This window comes from Adhaeribacter soli, from assembly GCF_008727925.1.
GTDB classification, from domain to species: Bacteria; Bacteroidota; Bacteroidia; order Cytophagales; family Hymenobacteraceae; genus Adhaeribacter_A; species Adhaeribacter_A soli.
This window is the reverse complement of sequence record NZ_VTWT01000012.1, coordinates 44,701-64,755: the sequence shown is the minus strand read 5'-3', so window position 1 is coordinate 64,755 and position 20,055 is coordinate 44,701. Positions and strand designations below refer to the sequence as shown.

The 20,055-nt window shown below is 47.2% G+C and carries 18 protein-coding genes; 7 read left to right on the top strand and 11 right to left on the bottom strand.

Features of this window, described 5'->3' with window-relative positions; all coding sequences use genetic code 11:
• The first annotated feature begins 47 nt into the window (after positions 1–47).
• On the top strand, positions 48–254 hold the full coding sequence (locus tag F0P94_RS17690) for a hypothetical protein (protein ID WP_150905537.1): 207 nt from the start codon (positions 48–50) through the stop codon (positions 252–254).
• A 385-nt stretch (positions 255–639) separates the two neighbouring features.
• Here the strand turns inward: F0P94_RS17690 and recG are convergent, their stop codons facing one another.
• On the bottom strand, positions 640–2,736 hold the full coding sequence (gene recG, locus F0P94_RS17685; RefSeq protein ID WP_225307272.1) for an ATP-dependent DNA helicase RecG: 2,097 nt from the start codon (positions 2,734–2,736) through the stop codon (positions 640–642).
• A gap of 587 nt (positions 2,737–3,323) precedes the next feature.
• Between recG and F0P94_RS17680 the strand changes: the two genes are divergently transcribed.
• Entirely contained in the window at positions 3,324–5,003 is a 1,680-nt protein-coding gene (locus tag F0P94_RS17680; protein WP_150905535.1) for a T9SS type A sorting domain-containing protein, read from the top strand.
• Positions 5,004–5,026: 23 nt separating this feature from the next.
• On the opposite strand, the gene F0P94_RS17675 is transcribed toward F0P94_RS17680, so the two are convergent.
• From F0P94_RS17675 to mutY, 6 genes are all read right to left on the bottom strand, one after another.
• Entirely contained in the window at positions 5,027–5,659 is a 633-nt protein-coding gene (locus F0P94_RS17675; protein WP_150905533.1) for an HD domain-containing protein, read from the bottom strand.
• 186 nt (positions 5,660–5,845) lie between these two features.
• A complete protein-coding gene (locus F0P94_RS17670) occupies positions 5,846–6,358 on the bottom strand; it encodes a hypothetical protein (RefSeq protein WP_150905531.1) in 513 nt (170 codons plus the stop codon).
• An 82-nt stretch (positions 6,359–6,440) separates the two neighbouring features.
• Positions 6,441–7,082, bottom strand: a complete 642-nt coding sequence (gene gldD / locus F0P94_RS17665; RefSeq protein WP_150905529.1) for a gliding motility lipoprotein GldD — start codon at positions 7,080–7,082, stop codon at positions 6,441–6,443.
• A complete protein-coding gene (gldE, locus tag F0P94_RS17660; protein ID WP_191907092.1) occupies positions 7,057–8,388 on the bottom strand; it encodes a gliding motility-associated protein GldE in 1,332 nt (443 codons plus the stop codon). Before gldE ends, gldD begins: the two co-directional genes overlap by 26 nt.
• Positions 8,389–8,415: 27 nt before the next feature.
• Positions 8,416–8,877, bottom strand: coding sequence for a single-stranded DNA-binding protein (locus tag F0P94_RS17655; RefSeq protein WP_150905525.1), 462 nt, complete (start codon positions 8,875–8,877; stop codon positions 8,416–8,418).
• A gap of 162 nt (positions 8,878–9,039) precedes the next feature.
• A complete protein-coding gene (gene mutY, locus F0P94_RS17650) occupies positions 9,040–10,122 on the bottom strand; it encodes an A/G-specific adenine glycosylase (RefSeq protein ID WP_150905523.1) in 1,083 nt (360 codons plus the stop codon).
• Between the two features lie 197 nt (positions 10,123–10,319).
• On the opposite strand from mutY, the gene F0P94_RS17645 reads away from it, so the two are divergent.
• The 3 genes from F0P94_RS17645 to F0P94_RS17635 all read left to right on the top strand — a co-directional run bounded on the left by F0P94_RS17645 (position 10,320) and on the right by F0P94_RS17635 (position 13,405).
• Complete coding sequence (locus F0P94_RS17645; RefSeq protein WP_150905521.1) at positions 10,320–10,625, top strand: HU family DNA-binding protein; 306 nt, start codon at positions 10,320–10,322, stop codon at positions 10,623–10,625.
• 68 nt (positions 10,626–10,693) lie between these two features.
• Positions 10,694–11,575 (top strand): tetratricopeptide repeat protein, encoded by an 882-nt coding sequence (locus tag F0P94_RS17640; protein WP_150905519.1) that lies wholly within the window; start codon positions 10,694–10,696, stop codon positions 11,573–11,575.
• A gap of 219 nt (positions 11,576–11,794) precedes the next feature.
• Complete coding sequence (locus F0P94_RS17635; RefSeq protein ID WP_150905517.1) at positions 11,795–13,405, top strand: Rne/Rng family ribonuclease; 1,611 nt, start codon at positions 11,795–11,797, stop codon at positions 13,403–13,405.
• Between the two features lie 202 nt (positions 13,406–13,607).
• On the opposite strand, the gene F0P94_RS17630 is transcribed toward F0P94_RS17635, so the two are convergent.
• Entirely contained in the window at positions 13,608–14,291 is a 684-nt protein-coding gene (locus F0P94_RS17630; RefSeq protein ID WP_150905515.1) for a porin family protein, read from the bottom strand.
• Between the two features lie 72 nt (positions 14,292–14,363).
• On the opposite strand from F0P94_RS17630, the gene gldB reads away from it, so the two are divergent.
• Positions 14,364–15,356: a gliding motility lipoprotein GldB gene (gene gldB / locus F0P94_RS17625; RefSeq protein WP_150905513.1), complete on the top strand. Its 993-nt coding sequence runs from the start codon at positions 14,364–14,366 to the stop codon at positions 15,354–15,356.
• Between the two features lie 410 nt (positions 15,357–15,766).
• Here gldB and F0P94_RS17620 read toward each other — a convergent pair whose 3' ends face one another.
• Genes F0P94_RS17620 through nth form a run of 3 tightly spaced genes read right to left on the bottom strand, consistent with a single transcriptional unit; the run spans position 15,767 to position 19,538 of the window.
• Positions 15,767–16,927 (bottom strand): glycosyltransferase family 4 protein, encoded by a 1,161-nt coding sequence (locus F0P94_RS17620; RefSeq protein ID WP_150905511.1) that lies wholly within the window; start codon positions 16,925–16,927, stop codon positions 15,767–15,769.
• On the bottom strand, positions 16,924–18,807 hold the full coding sequence (asnB, locus tag F0P94_RS17615; protein WP_150905509.1) for an asparagine synthase (glutamine-hydrolyzing): 1,884 nt from the start codon (positions 18,805–18,807) through the stop codon (positions 16,924–16,926). The genes F0P94_RS17620 and asnB overlap by 4 nt, the downstream gene beginning before the upstream one ends.
• Positions 18,808–18,863: 56 nt before the next feature.
• Complete coding sequence (gene nth / locus F0P94_RS17610; RefSeq protein ID WP_150905507.1) at positions 18,864–19,538, bottom strand: endonuclease III; 675 nt, start codon at positions 19,536–19,538, stop codon at positions 18,864–18,866.
• Between the two features lie 207 nt (positions 19,539–19,745).
• Here nth and F0P94_RS17605 point away from each other — a divergent pair, with 207 nt between their 5' ends.
• Positions 19,746–19,928 (top strand): hypothetical protein, encoded by a 183-nt coding sequence (locus tag F0P94_RS17605; RefSeq protein ID WP_150905505.1) that lies wholly within the window; start codon positions 19,746–19,748, stop codon positions 19,926–19,928.
• The last annotated feature ends 127 nt before the right edge of the window (positions 19,929–20,055 follow it).

Sequence of the window (20,055 nt, the reverse complement as noted above, 5' to 3'; positions counted from 1 at the left end):
TAGTTGAATCAGTATAGCTCTCTGTTGAATTTACGTGAACAAGCCTTATGAAATTTGTACTCAAAGTTTTAGTTTTAGCCGTTTTGGTGGTGTTAAGCAAGCTTGCTCAGGAGCAATCAATCGCCCTTCACATTCCGGACGGCGCCGGACAGCCGGAATTCTTTACCCAGAATCTGGAGGCTCCTAAGCCAATAGAGGTGAAGCAAGCGCCGGTTTCTATCCATTTCGAAAAAACTTCCCTGCACCTTAACTAATTAAGGAGTATTATTAACTTATTCTTTTTGCCATTTAATTTATCCGGCTCCAGCTTACCGCATTTGCACTTAGCAAACGGATCTGGAGCCGGATTTTTTGTTTTCTGCATTACGCTTTTCATGAACTGTTTTCGAATTTGCGCTTTATGATTAAGGCTATCTCAATAGCTGAACCCGTCCTCGGAGCCTGGCAATTTTATTAAAATCTATTTAAACCAAGTCTTAAATACCTGATTTCATGAAATAAATTTTTTGGCAGAATATAGCGCAAGCGTCCGCTTGTGCTTTCTAATAGCAGACCAAGGTAATTACGCAAGCACAAGCGGATGCTTGCGCTATATTCTAGAGTGGCTGACTTTTTCAGCCAGAAACCTTACCATTCTGCTTAACTGATCCGGCTCCAGTTAACGGTATTCTTGCTTAGCGAACGGATGTGCAGCCGGATATTTTCGTTTTCCGGTTTTTCCAGCGTAGGGTCTTCGTCCAGTAGTTCCTGGGCAGCAAAACGGGCTTCCTGCAGAATCTTGGCATCTTTGGAAAGGTCCGAAATTAACAGATCCAAAACCCCGCTTTGTTGCGTTCCCATCAGGTCGCCCGGCCCGCGTAACTTCAGATCTATATCGGCAATCTCAAAACCATTGTTGGTGCGCACCATGGTTTCGATGCGGATCTTGGTATCCTTCCCCAGCTTATAATCCGTCATCAGAATGCAATAGCTTTGCTCGGCGCCCCGGCCTACGCGGCCCCGCAACTGGTGCAACTGGCTCAGTCCAAACCGTTCGGCACTTTCTATTACCATTACGCTGGCGTTGGGCACGTTCACGCCCACTTCAATTACGGTAGTAGCTACCATGATCTGGGTTTCGTTCCGTACGAAGCGCTGCATTTCAAAATCTTTATCGGCGGGTTTCATTTTGCCGTGCACAATGCTTACCTGGTATTCCGGAAAGGCGCGCGTAATGCTTTCGTAGCCGTCGGTCAGGTCTTTGTAATCCATGGTTTCGGAGCCTTCAATAAGCGGGTAAACCACGTAAACCTGCCGGCCCAGTTTTATCTGTTCGCGCATAAACCCGAAAACCCGCAAACGTTTGCTGTCGAAGCGGTGCACGGTTACAATTTCCTTTCTTCCGGCCGGCAATTCGTCTATCACCGAAACGTCCAGGTCCCCGTAAAGCGTCATGGCCAGGGTGCGCGGAATAGGAGTGGCCGTCATTACCAGCACGTGCGGAATAATGCGCGGATTTTTCTGCCAGAGTTTTGAGCGTTGCGCTACGCCAAAACGGTGCTGTTCGTCAACAATACAAAGGCCTAAATTCTGGAATTGCACTACGTCCTCGAGCAGCGCATGCGTGCCTACTATCATTTGCATTTGGCCGTTCTGCAGCTGCTCGTGAATTACATTGCGTTCCGATTTTTTAGTGGAGCCGGTCAGTTTGCCCAGGTTAATGCCCAGCTTGTCGGCGTACTCTTTCAGGCCGGTGTAATGCTGTTCGGCCAGGATTTCGGTGGGGGCCATCAAACAGGCTTGGGCGCCGTTGTCTGTAGCCATCAGCATGCTCAGAAAAGCCACAATGGTTTTGCCCGAGCCTACATCACCCTGCAAGAGGCGGTTCATTTGCTTGCCCGAAATCAGGTCTTTGTGAATTTCCTTCAGTACCCGTTTTTGCGCATTGGTCAGGTCGAAGACCATGTGGTTTTTATAGAACTCGGTAAGCGCGCCGGTATTTTTAAAGATCTGGCCTTTGAGGTCGGCTTTGCGCACCACTTTCTGCCGCATCAGTTTCAGCTGCACGTAAAACAGCTCTTCAAACTTCAGCCGGAAACGGGCAGCTTGTAATTTATCGGCATTCTCCGGAAAGTGGATGTTTACCAGGGCTTCCTGTTTCGACATCAGCTTGTACTGGTCAATTAGGTTTTGCGGCAGGGTTTCCTGAATGTGCGGTTTGGCCATGTTCACCAGCACCTGCATGATCCGGCTCAGGACTTTGGAGTCGAGCCGCTGGACCTTCATTTTTTCGGAAGTATGGTACACCGGCTGCAAAAAGCTGCTTTCGTGCTTCAGCTCGGCAGTATCTTCCATTTCCGGGTGCGCCATATTCAGGCTGCTGTTGAACAAAGTAGGTTTGCCGAAGGCAAGGTATTCGGTGAAATTCTTCAGCGTTTTATCGAGCCATTTCACGCCCTTGAACCATACCAGTTCTATTTCGCCGGTATCGTCCACGAGTACGGCCGAGAGGCGCTGTTTGCGGCCTTCGCCAATAAGTTGCTTGCGTTTGAGCGTGCCCTTGATCTGCACCATAGGCAGGTCTTCGTGCAGCTCGCCGATCTTGTAAATCTGGGTGCGGTCTAAATACCGGAAAGGGTAATGCTGAATGAGGTCGCCAAAGGTGAAAATACCCAGTTCGAGCTGCAGCAGGCCGGCGCGTTGCGGCCCCATGCCCTTCAGGAATTCTATTTTGGTATGGAAGAAATTAGACGACAAAACGGAAGAAAAATGCTACTGGTAAAGTTCCTCTTAACAAAACACCGTTCTGAGAAGTTTTCTTAAACCTCAGTTCTTCTTAGAAAATGCTATGCTTCTGAAGCAAAAAAACGAATGCATTTCTGCCCTCATCTTTTACGCTCTGTAAAGTTAGCGAAAATGCAACTGGTTTTCAAGTTTTAACAAAAGGAACGCTGCTTGTAAAGGTGCCTTGATACGAGTGCCGGTAGAAGATTGAATACGTACTGATTGATCGTGCAGACGAGTTTGAATAGGGATTTATAAGGCTTTTTTATGAATAAAATCTGAAAAGATTAAAGTTTGAATTAGGTTTCTTATAAGCATGTTGGAAAGTTTATGGTATAATTCACATATTAAATTAAAAAATAATTTTATTTAATTGTATTATATGTTTTAAAGTTTATAGATTTGCAACCGCAATAATCTTTAAACAAGAATAATATTAAATTTTTAAATATTTCATTTGTTGCTAAGTACGTGTGGCCTGCTTAGTAACTGTTAAGGGAAATAGAGAATAACCAATCACTTTTTAGAAGTAGGAAAACATATTATCATCAGATTCACAAATGAAAAAGGCCGTAAACCGGGTTTGCTTTCTGCTGCTTTTAGTGTTAAACGTATCGCTGCCATTTATCTGTGTTGCCAGTTGTTCTAAACCTGTAACCATCTATTCGGCCAAAGACGGGGATTTCACTACCGCGTCTACTTGGGTTGGCGGCATTGTACCTTCTTCGTGCGACAATGTGGTTATCCGGCATAAGGTAAGATTGAACCAAGGCTTTACGATAGGCAATAATCAGAACATTGCCGGGGCGCTTACTATAGATCCTAACAGTAGCTTGACGGATGCTAATAATACACTTTCCATTACCCTGAACTCGGTTGTGACGAATAACGGTACCCTGCAGATCGCCGGTCTGAACTTCTGGGGAAATAACGCTGCCTTCCGGAATTATGGCACCGCCACCCTGACTAATGCAATTGCCGCCAATTCTTTGAGCCAGATCTATAATTATGGATCCCTGACGTTGAACAACAATCTGGACCAGAATGGAAATACCTTTATTAATTATGAAGGAGCAGTAGCTACGGTTAAGGGAGAGCTTAAACTGCAGAATGGCGGAATAGAGGCGGTTTTGCAGAACTATGGCGTTATTACCGTAGAAAGACAGGTGACAGTTAACCAGGGAGCTATCTCAAATGAGCCAATGGGCGAAATGAACATGCTGGGAAGCATGGTTGTGAATTCCGGTTCCGGCAAGAATAAAGTTTCCAATAAGGGCGCTATGAGTGTCGGGCAGGATTTTAAAACCAATCCGGTTTCCTACGTTTATAATTCCGGCAGGATGACCATTAAGCGCGATCTGGATAACCGTTCGGCTTTTGTAAATGATATTGGTACGGTAGAGGTAATGCGCGATTTTTATCAGGGAAATCAGCAGGGCGCTAAATTTGAAAATAACGATGGCGGGCTGGTTGACATTTACAATAATTTCTGGAACGATGGCCTGATAACCGGCAACGGTGGCATGTACGTGATTAAGGGCGTTTCTACCATTACTGCCAACGGTAAATTTGCCGGAAACATCGATATCTGTGACCAGTCCAGGACCAGTGGCAACATCGATAACCTGAGCAGCCAGAGCAGCATTGGCAAGGAAGTTACTTTTTGCAGCGCCAGCCGGTTTATGTCGCCTTTGCCGGTTAAGTTGCTGAGCTTTACCGGGAGCACCAGCAATGGCAACGTAATTCTTAAATGGCAGACCGCCCAGGAAGAGAACAGCAGGGTATTTCTGGTGGAGCAGTCGCTTAACGGGGTAGATTTTGTAGCAATCGGCTCGGTAGACGCAGCAGGTAATTCGAATGTCGTGCGGAATTATAAATTCGAAGCGCGGGCTGCGGCCGGCCTGGCGTACTACCGGTTGAAAATGGTGGATCTGGATGCGTCATTCGAGTATTCGGGCATCATTGCGGTTAAGCAGCAAAACGAAACTACCGCAGTAAAGATCTATCCGCAACCGGCTCAGGCAGGCCAGGAGCTTTCCGTTGAACTGCCACATGTAGTAGCGACTACTTTAAACGTTGAGATCGTTACTCTGCAGGGCAGGTTGCTGCAAAGCCGGCAGTTGGACACGCCCTCTACAAGGCTGCAGGTGAAGCTGCCAACCCTTACTCCCGGCGTTTATTTTCTGCAAATTTCAGGTGCGGGCCAGTATCTGGTAAGAAGCAAAATACTGGTGAATTAACGGAAGCGCCAACTCTCCGGCTGCTACAGGATTTGCAGTTCTGCCTGCAGGTTGTGGTGCGCTCTGGCTTCCAGTAAAGTTTGAAAAATTGGTGTTTTGAAGATTCGGGGCATGGCTAAAAAATGCTGCAATACCTTTTTACGGCCTGCTTTGTAAGCTTCTTCCGGTACGTGCGCATATTCCTCCCGAATGCTTTTGGCGTAAGCCTGGTACGTTTCCCAATCAGTACCTAAAATAGCCAGGTCAAAATCAAGCAGAAAATTAATATCGGAATTCAGGTGAAGCGCATGGGTTTTGGTAGCCAGAATTGCTTCTTTAACAAGCATAATGGTTGCCTCCGGAACGGTTAATTCCAGTAGGCGTTTTTCAGCCAAAGCTGCACTTCTTTCTTCGTTGTCGGTTTGGCTGGAGTTGTAAACTATATCGTGGAAGAAGATCGCAAATGTAACGGCATCCGGGTTTTTGAGCTGTTTCTCGTACCGTTTCGCCTGCTCCAGCATAAAGCTGAGGTGGTTCAGGTTGTGGTAATGCCGGTTCTGTTCGCTGTAATTTTGCTGAAGTTCCTGCCAGAGCGTTTCGATAAGTTCCTGATCTGAGGTGTAATTTCCGGCTAGTTCTCGCCATACTTTTTCCGGGTTCAGGCTAGCGTTTGGCATGGTTGAGGAAGGTTAATATCGTAATAGCAATTGTGGCGGAGGTTTAAAACCTTATCCTGTCCATAAATTTCAGATTTTACGGGTTAATTCGTAGAGACGTAAAATTTTACGTCTCTACAGTAAATTCCTGTGCCTTTGTTGACGTTTGCATCAATGATGGTAGACGGAATGTTGATTTTGGGGATCTTATCGTTGGAGCACTAAACTTGCAGCATACAATCTCCAGGAAACCTTTGTTGGATCTGGGTTAATTATCCTGATACCTAAGTTAAATGGTGTGGAAGGTATGTTATTTAGAAAATCTACTGAAGAAACAACTGCTGAAGCAGGAATATTATCGGTCTGAATAGCCGAACCTGGAATTGGTTGGTTATGTGTAAGATCAACCAAGTCCACTATAATTTTTGCATTGATATCAGATCCATCCATATAGCTCTGCGTAGAAAGATTACTTAAAACCAATTTAGCGGAAGTGATATTGGCATAATCCTTCTTGTCCAACATCAACACGTTTGTTGAATAGATAGTTGTATCTGCTCCTGAGCTATAACCTGGATTATTAGAGTACAGGTCGAATACGATTTTCTTGTCTAATGGGGTAACTTCATTATCATCCTCTTTATTACAGGACATTAATCCAATCATTAAGATGCAGATTAAGGAAGATAGCAAGCTTTTATTTGGTATTGATGCATTCATTTTTAATAATAGTTATAGACAGCTAAATATATTAAATACATTGTTGATATAAAAGCTGCAATAACAATCATTAATTTAATTCTTACTTCTTCCTAGTTCTTCCCAGCGTTTCTCCCGTTTTTACATCCGTCCATTCGAGCGTGTTCAGCATGTGGATCACGTCTTTTTTAATGAACTCGATAACCGGGGCCAGGGAATCGTTGGCGGTGGCGGTGCGGAAGTAGAGGGCGCCGCGGAGGAAGTGGCGGGTTGTATCGGAAACGTAGAACTGGAACTGGCTGGGTACTTCGCCTTCCAGCTCAAACACGAAGGCGGTAAGGCCTTTAGGCGTTTTGAGTTGCGCTTCCTCAATGCCGTACGCTTTTATTTCGTGCTTGGAGGTAAGTTTACGGGCATCTTCTACCAAGGCATAAAACGTTTTCGGATCGTTGTTTATGGCTTTGTAAGTGAGCTGCACGTTGGCTTTGTGGCGCGGGTAGTACACGTTTATCCAGTGCGGCTCGCTAATGCCGGAAGAATCGCGGAGGGTTTTGGCATAGGCCGAGTATTCGAAATAGTACGGGTGCTTTTCCTTTAGCGGCTGGTATTTGGGCTCGGGCAGGTCTATGCGGTTGTAGCCTTTGGGTTTGGGGGTATATTCCGGTTCGCAGGCAGAGAAAAACAGTAAGGAAAAGGCACTAAAAACTAGGGGGAAGGACTTAGGAAATTTTATCGGGAGCAACATGTACTTTTACGGTTATAACTTTTTTGCTGTCGGCAGCATCTATGGTAAAATGGTAAGGGCCTAACATTACTTCGGAACCGGTCTGGGGAATACGGGCAAAAAGCTCCAGCATCAGGCCGGCCAGCGATTCGTTTTCCCCTTTCACTTCTTCGAGTTTCTCGTAAGAGGTGCCGGTAATTTTGCAGAAGCTGTGCAGGGAGGTTTTGGCGTCGAAGATATACGTGTTTTCATCGATCCGGGTATATTCCGGTTCGTCTTCGTCGTCGAACTCGTCTTTGATCTCGCCTACAATTTCTTCTATAATGTCTTCCAGGGTTAGCAGGCCGGACGTGCCGCCGTATTCATCTACCACTATGGCTAAATGAACGTGCATTTCCTGGAAATCTTTTAACAGATCGCCGATCTTTTTGCTTTCCGGTACGAAATACGGCGCATGCAGCAGTTTCTGCCAGTTAAAATCGGGGCCGGCATCGAGGTAAGGCAAAAGGGAACGCACGTAGAGAATGCCTTCAATCGAATCGATGTTGTCGCGGTAAACCGGTACCCGGGAGTAATTCCATTCTTCAATCAGCGGAATAAGTTCGGGCAGGGTAAGGTTATAATCGAAAGCCGTGATATCGAGGCGCGACCGCATGATCTGCTTTACCGAAATAGAACCGAACGTTACCAGCCCCTGCAGAATTTCTTTTTCTTCAGCCGAACTTTCGTCAGTGATCGTGGCATCCAGGGCTTCCTGCAGATCTTCGATGGGCGAATGTGTGGTCTTTAATTTGAAGCGCTCGTTAATAGCCGTTTCCAGGACCAGAAACAAGGCGGTAAAAGGGCTGAAAACGATCCGGAAGATATTGATTACCGGCGCCAGGGCGCGGGCTAGCCCCAAGGGGTGGTGCGCATAATAGACTTTCGGCAGGATTTCGGCCAGAAAAACCAGGCTTAGGAAAAGCAGCAGGGCTACAAGGAAATTAAAGCCGCCATCGTGTGGCGTAAAACCGGTCAGGCGCCAGGCTACCCAGAAAACCAGGCAAAGCACGGAGGCATAGGCAAGGCCTTTGGCAAAGAAAATGGTGGCTAAAGTGCGGCGCGGATTATCAAGTAAAATAGAAAGCCGGTGTTCCGATTTGCGGGTGCTTTGCCGGAAAGTATCCAGCGTTTCTTCCGGCAACGAAAAAAAAGCCTTTTCGGCCCCGGAAAGCAGCGCCGAAAAGAATAGTAAAAATGGGATTAAAATGTAGGTAAGAACCTGGGCCGCTTCTGCATTTATAAGCAACACGGCCAGGTTCTGCCAACTATAGGGGTCTGGTTCCAAAATGTACGGTCTAAATAAAACAATAAGTTAGAACGGAAGGTCGTCCGGCTCTTCCTCAAACTTCGGGGCATTGCTGGCAACTGGAGCTGCCGCCGAACTTCCGGCTTTGTTGTAATTGCTGCCGCCCTGGTTATTGTCACCGTTACTGCCGCCTTCCGGACGGGCACCAAGCATGGTCATCTGGTCGGCTACAATTTCGGTAATATACTTGGTCTGGCCGTCTTTGTCCTGGTAATTGCGGGTCTGGATCTTGCCTTCAATATATACCATCTGGCCTTTTTTCAGGTATTTTTCGGCAACTTCAGCCAGGCCGCGCCACATTACTATGTTGTGCCATTCGGTTTTGTCTACGCGCTGGCCGTTTTTGTCTTTATAGCTTTCCGAAGTTGCGAGCGAAAAAGTTGCTACGGCTACGTTATTTTCAAGGTGACGCACCTCCGGATCTTTGCCCAGGTTGCCCACCAAAATTACTTTGTTAATTCCTGCCATGTTTAATTTAATTAGAAATTAAAAGTTACGAATTAGAAATTGAAATATAGGAATAAATATACTCTTAATGAAACGATAGGTTTTCGGGCCAGAGCGATAGCGTTTTACACCACCACATTCACCATCAAATCTCCAAATCTCCAAATTCCCAAATCTTCAAATTTACCTAAAAATCGCGTCTTTTAAATAGTTGTTAATCAGTACCGGTTTAGGTAATTGTTCCATTTCTGCTGTGGTGTACAACGCTAAACCGGTGTTATTTGTTACGTTTTCGCTTAAAGGATTTTCGAGTAAAATAAGGTAAAACGTAGCAAAAACCTTCTGGTGGCTCAGTACATGCTTGTAGGCCGGTGAAGGCATTTTAATGTTCGGCATGGGTACGTCCTGGTGCAGAATTCCCAGCTCCGCGATCATTTCGTCCAGGCTCAGCGCTTTGGTATCCGATTCCAGTAAATGAAAATCGTAGAGGCCCTGCCAGATATCGCCGGGCAGGCGCTTTTTCATGTAAAACGATTCGCCGAACTGAAATACGAAATAATGAAAATGCCGTACCCGCGGCGCTTTCGCCTTGCTTTTGTGCGGCAACGCGGCTACCAGGCCGTGCCGGAAGGCGTAGCAATGGTCCTGCAAAGGGCAAAAAAGGCAGTCGGGCATTACGGGTGTGCACTGTATGGCCCCGAATTCCATAATGGCCTGGTTGTAGGTGTCGGGCTCCGCGGCAGGTACCAGTTTATCGGCCAGTTCCTGGAAAACCCGTTTGCCCAGCGGGCTCATAATGTCTTCCGAAATACCGAAAACCCGGGCCAGTACCCGGAAAACGTTTCCATCCAGAACGGCTACCTGTTCTTTGTAGGCAAAGCTGGCAATGGCGGCGGCCGTGTAGCTGCCTACGCCTTTCAGCTTCAGCAGATCGGTATAATTATCGGGGAAAAAACCGCCGAGTTCTTCAGAAACATATCTGGCCGTCTGGTGCAGGTTCCGGGCGCGGGAATAGTAGCCCAGGCCCTGCCAGTGGCGCAATACTTCGTCTTCCGGCGCGTTAGCTAAATCGTGAACGGTAGGGTAGGCGCTCAGAAAAGTATGGTAATAGGGCAGGCCCTGATTTACGCGGGTTTGTTGCAGAATAATTTCGGAAAGCCAGATGGCGTACGGGTCGGTGGTTTCGCGCCAGGGCAGAGGCCGGCGGTGCTTTTCGTACCAGTCCAGCAGGGCCGAAGCGAAAAAGGCAGGTTCGGGAGGCAGCATGCTACTTAATTGTGGGCCAAAAATACGCAGAAGGTTCCGATAAATCAGGAAGATACCCTCCGGAAATTTTATTTTGATTTGTTTTATTCTCAAAAATAAGACTTACCTTTGTGCCCCGATTTGCACGGACTGTACGGAGCAAAGCGGGTTCTGACACTATAATGAATAGAAATTATTAACTAAAATTTATAAATCAAGTGACTAAAGCAGAAGTAATATCAGAAATTGCTGATAAGACCGGTATTGAAAAATCTGATGTGCAGGCGACAGTAGAAGCGTTCTTCAAGGTGGTGAAGGATTCTATGGCAGAGGGAAACAACATTTACGTGAGAGGTTTCGGAAGCTTTGTCAACAAAAAGAGAGCCCGGAAGGTAGCCCGTAACATTTCCAAAAACACGTCTATCATCATCGACGAGCACTTTATCCCGAGCTTTAAGCCGTCTAAAACGTTCGTTCAGAAAATTAAAAACAGCAAAAAGATCAAAGAAGCCGTAGCAGCCTAAAGAATTTTACGTATTTTTGCACTTTCTACTGATTATTAACAACTTAAACTACGGAAAGAAGAATCAACATGTCAAGACCCCAGCTAATTGTAATTGCAGTTGCCCTGCTCCTGGTTGTTGGAATTTTCTTCTTACCAAAAGTGGTTATTAATAAAGACGATAAGAAAGCCGACCTTACCGGAGCAACAGCCAACCGCGACAAGCCGGCCGCTGCCGACGAGGAAGACCATTCGGGCCACGACCACGCGCCGGGCGAACACCCGACCGAGGAGGCCGTGCCGCACATGGCCGCTTCGCCGTCCCAGCTGAAAGAGATTGCCGATCTTCGTAGCCGTTTCAATAAAGAGCAGAACGCCGACGCTAAAGCTACTCTGGCCGCCGAGCTTGGTCAGAAATACCGCGCCATCAGTAAATTCGATAGCGCCGGTTATTTCTACGAAACCGTAGCCAACACCCGGCCAACAGAGCAAAACTTTGAAAAAGCCGGCGATCTGTATTTCGAAGCGTTCAGTTTTGCGGCCACCGAAGAACGGGGTAAAGTTTTAGGCGAGAAAACCCAGGCCATGTATAACAAGGTGCTGGAAGCCAACCCGAACAACCTCGACGCCAAAACCAACCTGGCCATGACCTACATTGCCGGTCCGAACCCGATGAAGGGCGTAACGCTGTTGCGCGAAGTGCTGGAAAAAGACCCGAACAACGAAAAGGCGATCTACAATATGGGTTACCTGTCGTTGCAGTCGCGCCAGTTCGATAAGGCGGTGGAGCGTTTCCGGAGACTGGTAGAGATTAACCCGAAAAATGTGAACGGCAATTTCTACCTGGGCGTAAGCCTGGCCGAAACCAACCAGAAAGCTGAAGCCATTAAGGTATTCCAGAACGTGAAAAAGCTGGACAAAGATCCGGAGCTGCAGGCTTCGGTAGACGAGTACCTGAAAAAGCTTCAGTAGTAATAAAAGAAAGTAAACTTATTTTTTTAATCTAAATAACCTAATACTATGCCTTGCGGAAAGAAAAGAAAAAGACATAAGATCTCCACTCACAAGAGAAAGAAAAGACTTAGAAAAAACCGTCATAAGAAAAAGTAATCTTACTTTTCTTAAGTAAAGCCCACCTTGCAAAAGCAGGGTGGGCTTTGGTACATTTGTTCATCCATAAACCCCTGAAAATTGAGTAACGAATTAATCATCAATTCAACTCAGGATGGAGAGCGCATTGCCTTGTTGCAGGACAAACGGCTGGTAGAATTCCACCACGAGCGGAACGATACCAACTACACCGTAGGAGATATTTTCCTGGGTTCTGTAAAAAAAGTAATGCCGGGGCTGAACGCTGCTTTTATCGATATCGGGTACCAGAAAGATGCCTTTCTGCACTACCACGACCTGGGCGTACAAATTCGTTCGCTCAATAAATACGTAAAGCAGGCGCAAAGCCAGAAAAATGTAACTGCAAAACTGAACGGGTTCAAATTCGAGCCGGAAATAGACAAGCTCGGCAAAATGGCCGACGTTCTGAAAAAAGGCCAGCAAGTGCTGGTTCAGATCGTAAAAGAGCCTATTTCCACCAAAGGCCCGCGTTTATCCTGTGAAATCTCCCTCGCCGGACGATACCTGGTACTTGTGCCGTTCTCAAACACGGTAAGCGTATCTAAAAAGATCGTCAGCAAAGAAGAGCGTCAGCGCCTGAAACGGCTGATCACGTCTATAAAGCCTGAAAACTTTGGCGTTATCATTCGTACGGTAGCCGAAGGCCGCGATGTGGCCGAGCTCGATCAAGACCTTCGCAGCATGGTTGCGAACTGGGAAGAAGGTTTTAAAGTTCTCCGGACAGCTAAAGATCGCGATAAGATTATCGGCGAGCTTGGTCGTTCGTCCTCCATTTTGAGAGACATCCTAAACGAAAGTTTTGACAGCATCATCGTCGATAGCGCAGAAATGTTCGACGAAATTAAGGGCTACCTTACCCGGATAGCGCCTGACAAAGTAAAGATCCTGAAACACTATACCGGTAAGGTAAAAACGTTTGAGCACTTCGGGATCGAAAAACAATTGAAAGCCCTGTTCGGCAAAACGGTAACGATACCCGGCGGCGGCTATTTAGTAATAGAACATACCGAAGCCCTGCACGTGATAGACGTGAACAGCGGCAATAAATCGAACTCTGAAAGCGATCAGGAAGCTACGGCCCTGAACGTGAACACTACCGCAGCGCGGGAAATTGCCCGGCAGTTGCGCTTACGCGATATTGGCGGCATCATTGTCTGCGACTTCATCGATATGAAGTCGGCCGAGAACCGGAACCGGGTTTTCGAGGTAATGAAGGAAGAAATGAAGTACGATCGTTCGAAGTACACCATTCTGCCAATTTCGAAGTTTGGTTTAATGCAGATCACGCGGCAGCGGGTGCGTCCGGAGCAGAACATTGCCACCGGCGAAGTTTGCCCGACCTGCCACGGCACCGGCAAAATTTCGGCCAGCATCCTGGTTACCGACCAGATCGACGACACTATCGACGACCTGCTCACCAGCCAGAACCAGAAAGGGATTACGCTTTACGTGCATCCTTTCCTGCATGCCTACTACACCAAAGGCTTTATTTCGCGCCAGATGAAGTGGTACACCCGCTACCTGAAATGGGTAAAAGTAATGAAGGATACTTCCCTCGGCTTAACCGATTTCAAAGTGTTTGACGAACGCGGCGAAGAGATCGAACTGCATTCCAGCGCCACCGAAGTAAACGCCATGCAGGACAAACACATAGAAGTAGACGTGGATTAAAAACGCTAAGCTTTTAACTAAAAACCTCACAGCTTTAAAGCTGTGAGGTTTTTTTATGCCGTTTCAAACCGGTATTCGGGGAGAACCCTCACAGGTTTCTGAAACCTGTGAGGTTTGTTGAATTTTGGTATTAAACAAAAAAGCTGCAGCTCATTACTGAACTGCAGCTTTTGGTTTTTAGCTAGGAAGGGTACCGTTTTTCTTAGAATTTAATACCAAGGTCTAAAGCAAAGGTATTGTGCCGGATGGCTATGTCTTTATTGCCAAGTGCTTTTTCGTAGAAACGATCAATATCAACCAGGCCGCGATTATAAGAAAGGCCACCAAAAACTTTGGTACTGGCTCCTAATTGCAACTCAGCGCCTGCGCCCAGAATGGCATCGGCATCGAAGAAATTATAGCGCTTATTGGCCTTAATATCGTTGTTGCTTCCGTCTTTGTAGAAATTACTGCCATTGATTTTAGAAGAGATACGGGCGTTTAAGGAAGTACCTAATTGAAAATATACCCGAGTATCCGTAGCGACTTCATTGGTATAAAGTTTCAGGGCAATCGGAATTTTCAGGTACTGTACGTTCAACTCATCTGTTATCCGATCATTAGTAATTTCAGGGAATGGTTTGTAAGAAATTTTTCCTCCCTTTACCGCATAATCCAGACCGGTGTTAAAAGCGTAGTTCTTGCCGAAAAAATAATCCAGCACGATCCCGATGCTGCCACGAAACTTGGCGTTTTCATTCTGAAAATCGAAATCGCCCGGTGAGCTGAAGCGGTTATTAGAAATAGCAGGAGAAACTTTGAGCCCGATTTCCAGACCAGTATCCGACTGAGCCTGAGAGAAGAAAGCCGAAAAAATAAATGCAGCTAAAAGCGTAATTTTTTTCATAGTTTATTAAAGTGAGTTATATAGGATTCTCTTCGTAAATTCGTTTCTAATTTGGGTTAAAGATAGAAAATAATGCGAATTCCAATACTGCTGCTCTCTACTCTGTTTTTATTTTTTGGTTGTAAGCCGCAAAAATGTGAGATCCCGCAGGAAATTGCCGGCATTCCGGTAGAAATAAAAGCGGAACGCTTGGAACAGGAGCTTTTCCGTGCAAAGTCGAAAGAAGAGGTTGCCGCTTTCCTGCAAAAGCACCCTTTATTTACGAACCACTTTTTGCAGCGCAAACGCTACGCTTCGGAAGAGGAACTGGTTAATTCCCTGTACGGTATGGCCACCGAACCGAATTTACAGCAGCTCGCCCAGCAAGTCGACAAGCGCTTCAGCGATCTGAATGGACTGGAAACGGACCTGGAAAACGCCTTTAAACACCTCAAGCATTATTATCCGGAAGCCAAAGTACCGCAACTGGCTACGTTCATTACCGGCATGGGCCAGGACCTTTACCTCGACGACAGTTTGCTGGTTTGGGGCCTCGATTTTTTCATCGGGCCGGAAGCCAAATACCGCCCGCCATTCCCGAAATACATTCTTTACCGCTACGACAAACCTTATCTGGTACCCACCACGGTGCTTTTACTTTCGAGCCGCTACAACGAAACCGGTCCGGAAACCAACATGCTTTCAGAAATGATCGCCAACGGCAAGTCGCTGTATTTTGCCCAGAAGCTGTTGCCCTGCACTCCCGATTCTTTGTTAATGGGCTACACCAACCAGGAAATGGCCGATGTGTACTACAACCAGGAACGGATCTGGGGCCATTTTGTAGAGAAAGGCTTACTGTTTGAAACGAATCAGTTCAAGATAAAAAAATATGTAGGCGAACGCCCGAACGTGCCCGAGATCGGCAAACAATGCCCGGGAAGGATCGGTGCCTGGGTTGGCTGGCAGATCGTGCGCAAATACATGGAAGAACACCCGGACGTAACCCTGCCGCAACTCATGGCCGAAACCAACGCCCAGAAAATCCTGACAGCCTCGAAGTATAAACCGAAGAAGCAGGGTTAAGCAGGGTTGAAAAGGAGTCAGGAAAATTCCCGTTTGTGTGGCTGCCCTTTCATTCAATGGAGATTAAGGAAAGTAGACCATGGTTCAAGTTGATAAATTGAACTAGAAATCATTGCTGTTTCGGACATCTTTGTCCGAAACCATTTCTGCTGTGGACGTCTTCGTCCGCGTGTCAGTAATACGGGGACAAAGATGTCCCCGGCAGATTGCTTCCAGACATTGATGTCTGGAAGAGCCTTTTTTAAAGTTATTGTGTCATTCCGAGTAACGTCGAGGAAACTTATGGGAATTACAATGACAAAGCGCGCGTAGCAAGATTTGTCTTACCGGTTAATTTTAAGATACGCAGCCTCATAAGATCCCTCAACTTCGTTCGGGATGACGCTCTGAATTTTACCTGCTACCTTTCTCTACTCAAATAATTTCACAAACTGCCGGCTTAGCTTTTCCCGCAAAAATTCTTCTTCCGCCAGCTTACGGGCATTTTCCTGGTATTGGCGGAGCATTACCGGATTCTCCAGAAAGGGTACTAATTTCTCCACGAAAACCTCAGGCAGCAATGGGGCGGCATAAAAGCCGCAACTATGTTTTTCTACCAGTTCCTGCAGCCAGCCCCGGGTATTCACGATGCTCAGTTTTCCGGCGGCCAGGCTGTCGAAGAACTTGTTCGGGCTGTTGGTTTCCAGTACCGGTACGGCATCGAAAGAAGTATACGTGGCGGCAGCCTGGTTCAGCAATTCGCGGACTTCGGAGCGGGTTAAATGTTTCCGGAAGGTAACGTTCGTTAATTTTAACTTATGCGCGCGGTGCTTTAGTTTTTTGCGTTCCGCGCCGGTGCCGGCAATAATAAACTGAACAGTAGTAAGGCCTTTCTGCTGACAGGCTTCGGCAACATGCAAAAGAAAATCCAGCCGGTTCGCCCGGCCCAGGGTACCAATGTAGGCGATAATAAACGGGTCTGGTACAACAGCCTTATCGGCATAGACCGGCTGGTAATAAGCGCAATCGGCAATGTTCGGAATGAAGTAAACCGGAGTTTGCAGCTGAAAGCGTTTTACCCCATTTACCATTCCCGGCGAAAGGGCAATTACTTTGGAAGCATTTTTATAAAGCAGTTTTTCGAACCGGAATAATACCCTTTTCAGGAAATTGTTGCGGATAAAGCCCAGTTGAATGGGCGCTTCCGGCCACAGATCCCGCACTTCAAAAAAATACGGCGTGCCCCGAAGCTTTTTCAGAAGCAAAGCCGGAATACCGATGGTAAGCGGGGTGGAGGTGGCAAAACAAATATCTACTCCTTTTATTTTAAATGCCAGGCGGGTACTTTGCCAGCTGAATTTCAGGAATGCTTTTATACGGCCCCAAAAATTCAGGTTGTTCGAATAAGGCACCGGTAAATAATGCACCTGTACGCCTTCTACCGTTTCAATTTTGTATTCGGTGCCGTTATAGGAAGTAATCAGTTCTACCGTATGGCCGGCTTGCACCAGCGCCTGGCTCAGGTAATAAGAACGTAATGCGCCGCCTTCGGAGGGAGTTTTAAAGTATTGGTGCAGGTAAAGTATCTTCATTCACCGAAGTGCTTTTGGAGCCAGATGGCCAATGAAATAAGTGCCCAGAGTTCGGCGCTCAGATCCTGGCGGCTGTTTAAATGAGCCTGAATTAAAGCTTTTGTTTGCTGAAAATCAAGGTAACGGAAAATTATATGCTTCGGGTTTTGTAGCGGCTCCAGCAGGAACTGGTTTTTAGGTTTCTTCAGCCACAATCCCAGAGGCATGCCAAAGCCTTCTTTCCCTCGCAAGGTAAAATCCTCTCCGCCATGCAGTTTCAGCAGATCTTTCAAGATCCATTTCTGGCCAAAGCGGAAAAGTAATTCGGGCTGCAGCTTGTTTACAAACTGGCAAAGCTCATTATCCAGGTAAGGAGCGCGCACTTCCAGGCCGTGCATCATCGAAACCTGGTCGGTCATGGCCAGAATGTCGGAAATGAGGTATTGGTGCTGATCGCGCTGCAGGGTCCAGCGGAGCCATTCGTTGCGGCTGCCAGGAGCCTTGTTGAAGTTGGCCTCTTTGTAGGAAGCCGCTTCGTAAGGGTAGGTTTGCCGCAAGGGCATTTCCATGGTGGTAAAGGAAATGAACGTCCGGTCGGGTTGCCGCTGAATTTTGGTAGCCAGTTTCCGGATAAGCTGAAACTCCTTGCGCAAGGGATGGGAAACACCGGTAGGTAAAAAGTGCGAGGCCGTTTTCAGGAAAGGCTTGGCCAGTAGCAGCAGTTTGCGGTTGTGCAGGTATTTATAAAAGGCCCGGTGGCGGTTATAGCCCCCGAAAAGCTCGTCGGCCCCGGCTCCGGACAAGGCCACTTTAATGGTTTTCCGGGACTTTTCCGAAAGGAAACCGGTTAACAGGGCGGCTCCGTCGGCAATCGGTTGGTCCATGGCTTCAACCAAAGGAATGGTGCCAGCCAGAATATTGTCATCGATCTCGAAAACGGTATGGCTGGCGCCGAATTTCCGGGCGGCAAGTTTCGCGTATTTGTAATCGTCGGAGCCGTAAGCACTTTCCGAAGCTTTGTTTACGACCGAAAACGCCGGAAAATTCATGTGGCCGGAATCGGCTATTAAAGCCAGCAATAGGGTAGAATCGATGCCGCCGCTCAGAAAAAGGCCCACCGGCACGTCGGCCTGCAGCTGGCGGGTAACCGCGTTCTGCAACAGTTCCTGGGTTTGCTGTATAATGGATTCCGGTCGCAGGCTAAGTTCGTTTTGCGGGGTAAGGGCCGGTACGTAGGTGTTGATCTTCCAGGTATCTTTATGGAATAGCCCGAAAGTGCCTTCTTCCAGCTCCGAAATGTTCTGGAAAAAAGTCTGGGGTTTGCGCGCGTGCCGGAACGTTAAATATTCGGCCAGCTGGCTTTCGTTCAGTTCTTTTTGTACCAGTCCGGTGGCCAGGATTCCTTTAATTTCCGAAGAAATGATAAAGTGGTTCGGCGTTTCGGCGTAATAAAGCGGCTTCAGGCCGAAACGGTCGCGGGCGGCAATTAAAGCTTTGGTGGCGGTATCGTAAAAGACGAGCGCAAACATTCCGTTCAGTTGCTCGAGCCCTTTCTTGCCTTCCAGCATGAGCAGGTGCAGAATTACTTCGGTATCGGAAAGCGTGCGGAAAACGATGCCCTGCTGCTGCAGTTTACTTCGTAAGGACTGGTAATTGTAAATCTCGCCGTTGTAAAGGAGCAGATAACGGCCGTCCGGCGAAAAAAAAGGCTGGTTGGCGGCATCGGAACAATCGATGATCTTCAGCCGGTTATGCCCGAAGTAAACCGTGGCGTTCTCGTGTCTGCTGACGTACAGTGCCGTGGAATCCGGCCCGCGGTGTTTCGTGGCCCGGTTCATACGCGAGATAAGCTCCGGCGAAGCACTGCTGTTTTTATCGATAATTACGTTCAGGCCGCACATGCGTATTTTCTGGGGTTAAGACCACCACGGGACAAGAGTACTATAACGGGATAAATTTACAGCCGGTTTTCCGGATCGTCGGGAATATTTGGCCAATGGGTCTGAAAAAAACGGCAAAAGCCGGTAAGCGGACATTTTTCGCATTTGGGCCGCCGCGCCACGCAAATGTATCGCCCGTGCAGGATGAGCCAGTGGTGCGCTTTCGGAACGAGTTCCACCGGGATATGCTGCATGAGTTCTTTTTCCACTTCCAGCGGCGTACGGGCTTTTTCAGAAACCAGGCCCAGCCTTTTCGATACCCGGAATACGTGCGTATCTACGGCCATGGCCGGCAGGTTGTAAATTACCGAAGCAATTACGTTTGCCGTTTTCCGGCCTACGCCGGGCAGTTTCTGCAGGTCTTCGATGCTACTTGGTATTTCCGAATTAAAATCCGAAACCAGTTTTTTCCCCAGTCCGGCCAAATGCTTGGCTTTGTTGTTCGGGTAGGAAATGCTCTTGATATAAGGAAAGATCTCCTCCGGGGTAGCGGCTGCCAGATGTTCCGGCGTCGGGTATTGCTTCAGCAGTTCCGGCGTTACCATATTTACCCGTTTGTCGGTGCATTGCGCGCTCAGCACCACGGCCACCAGCAATTCATAGGCATTGGTATAATGCAGTTCGGTTTCCGGTTCGGGGAAGTTGGAAGTAAAATACTCGATTAAATGGCGGTAACGTTCGGCTTTGCGCATAAGGGAGATATTCTGGCCCCGAAATTACGGTAATGCCGGCAGAAAGGCTAATGCCCGTTAAAAGCTTTTGCGCCTGCCTGTATCCGGCAGCTACTTTGTTTTCAGGGTGTTGAAGCCGTTGGTAGAAAATTATTTACCCCCGGCTGCTGATTAAACCAAACAGATTATATTTCTTTGTAATAGGAAAGTAAAAAAGCAGGTATAGACATGGAAGCTTCTCAGAAAAAGAAATTGGAAGATCAGATAAAAAAAGACGAGTATTTTATTCAGAAGATGCACAGCATGGGCGAAAAATTCTGCAGCTACCCGCTCATCATCGATGCCATCCGGGATGCGGAGGAAAGAATTAAAAGCAATAAAGCCGAACTGGAAACCCCCAGCGAAGCCTAAAAGAGAATTTTAAACGGCCTGCAGCTTTGCAGGCCGTTTTTGTTTTAGTCCATCATAAGCAGGAAAAAGGGGGAGGAGCGTGTTTTTATCTTTTGTTTTTATGCTTACATTTATCCAAACTATCCCT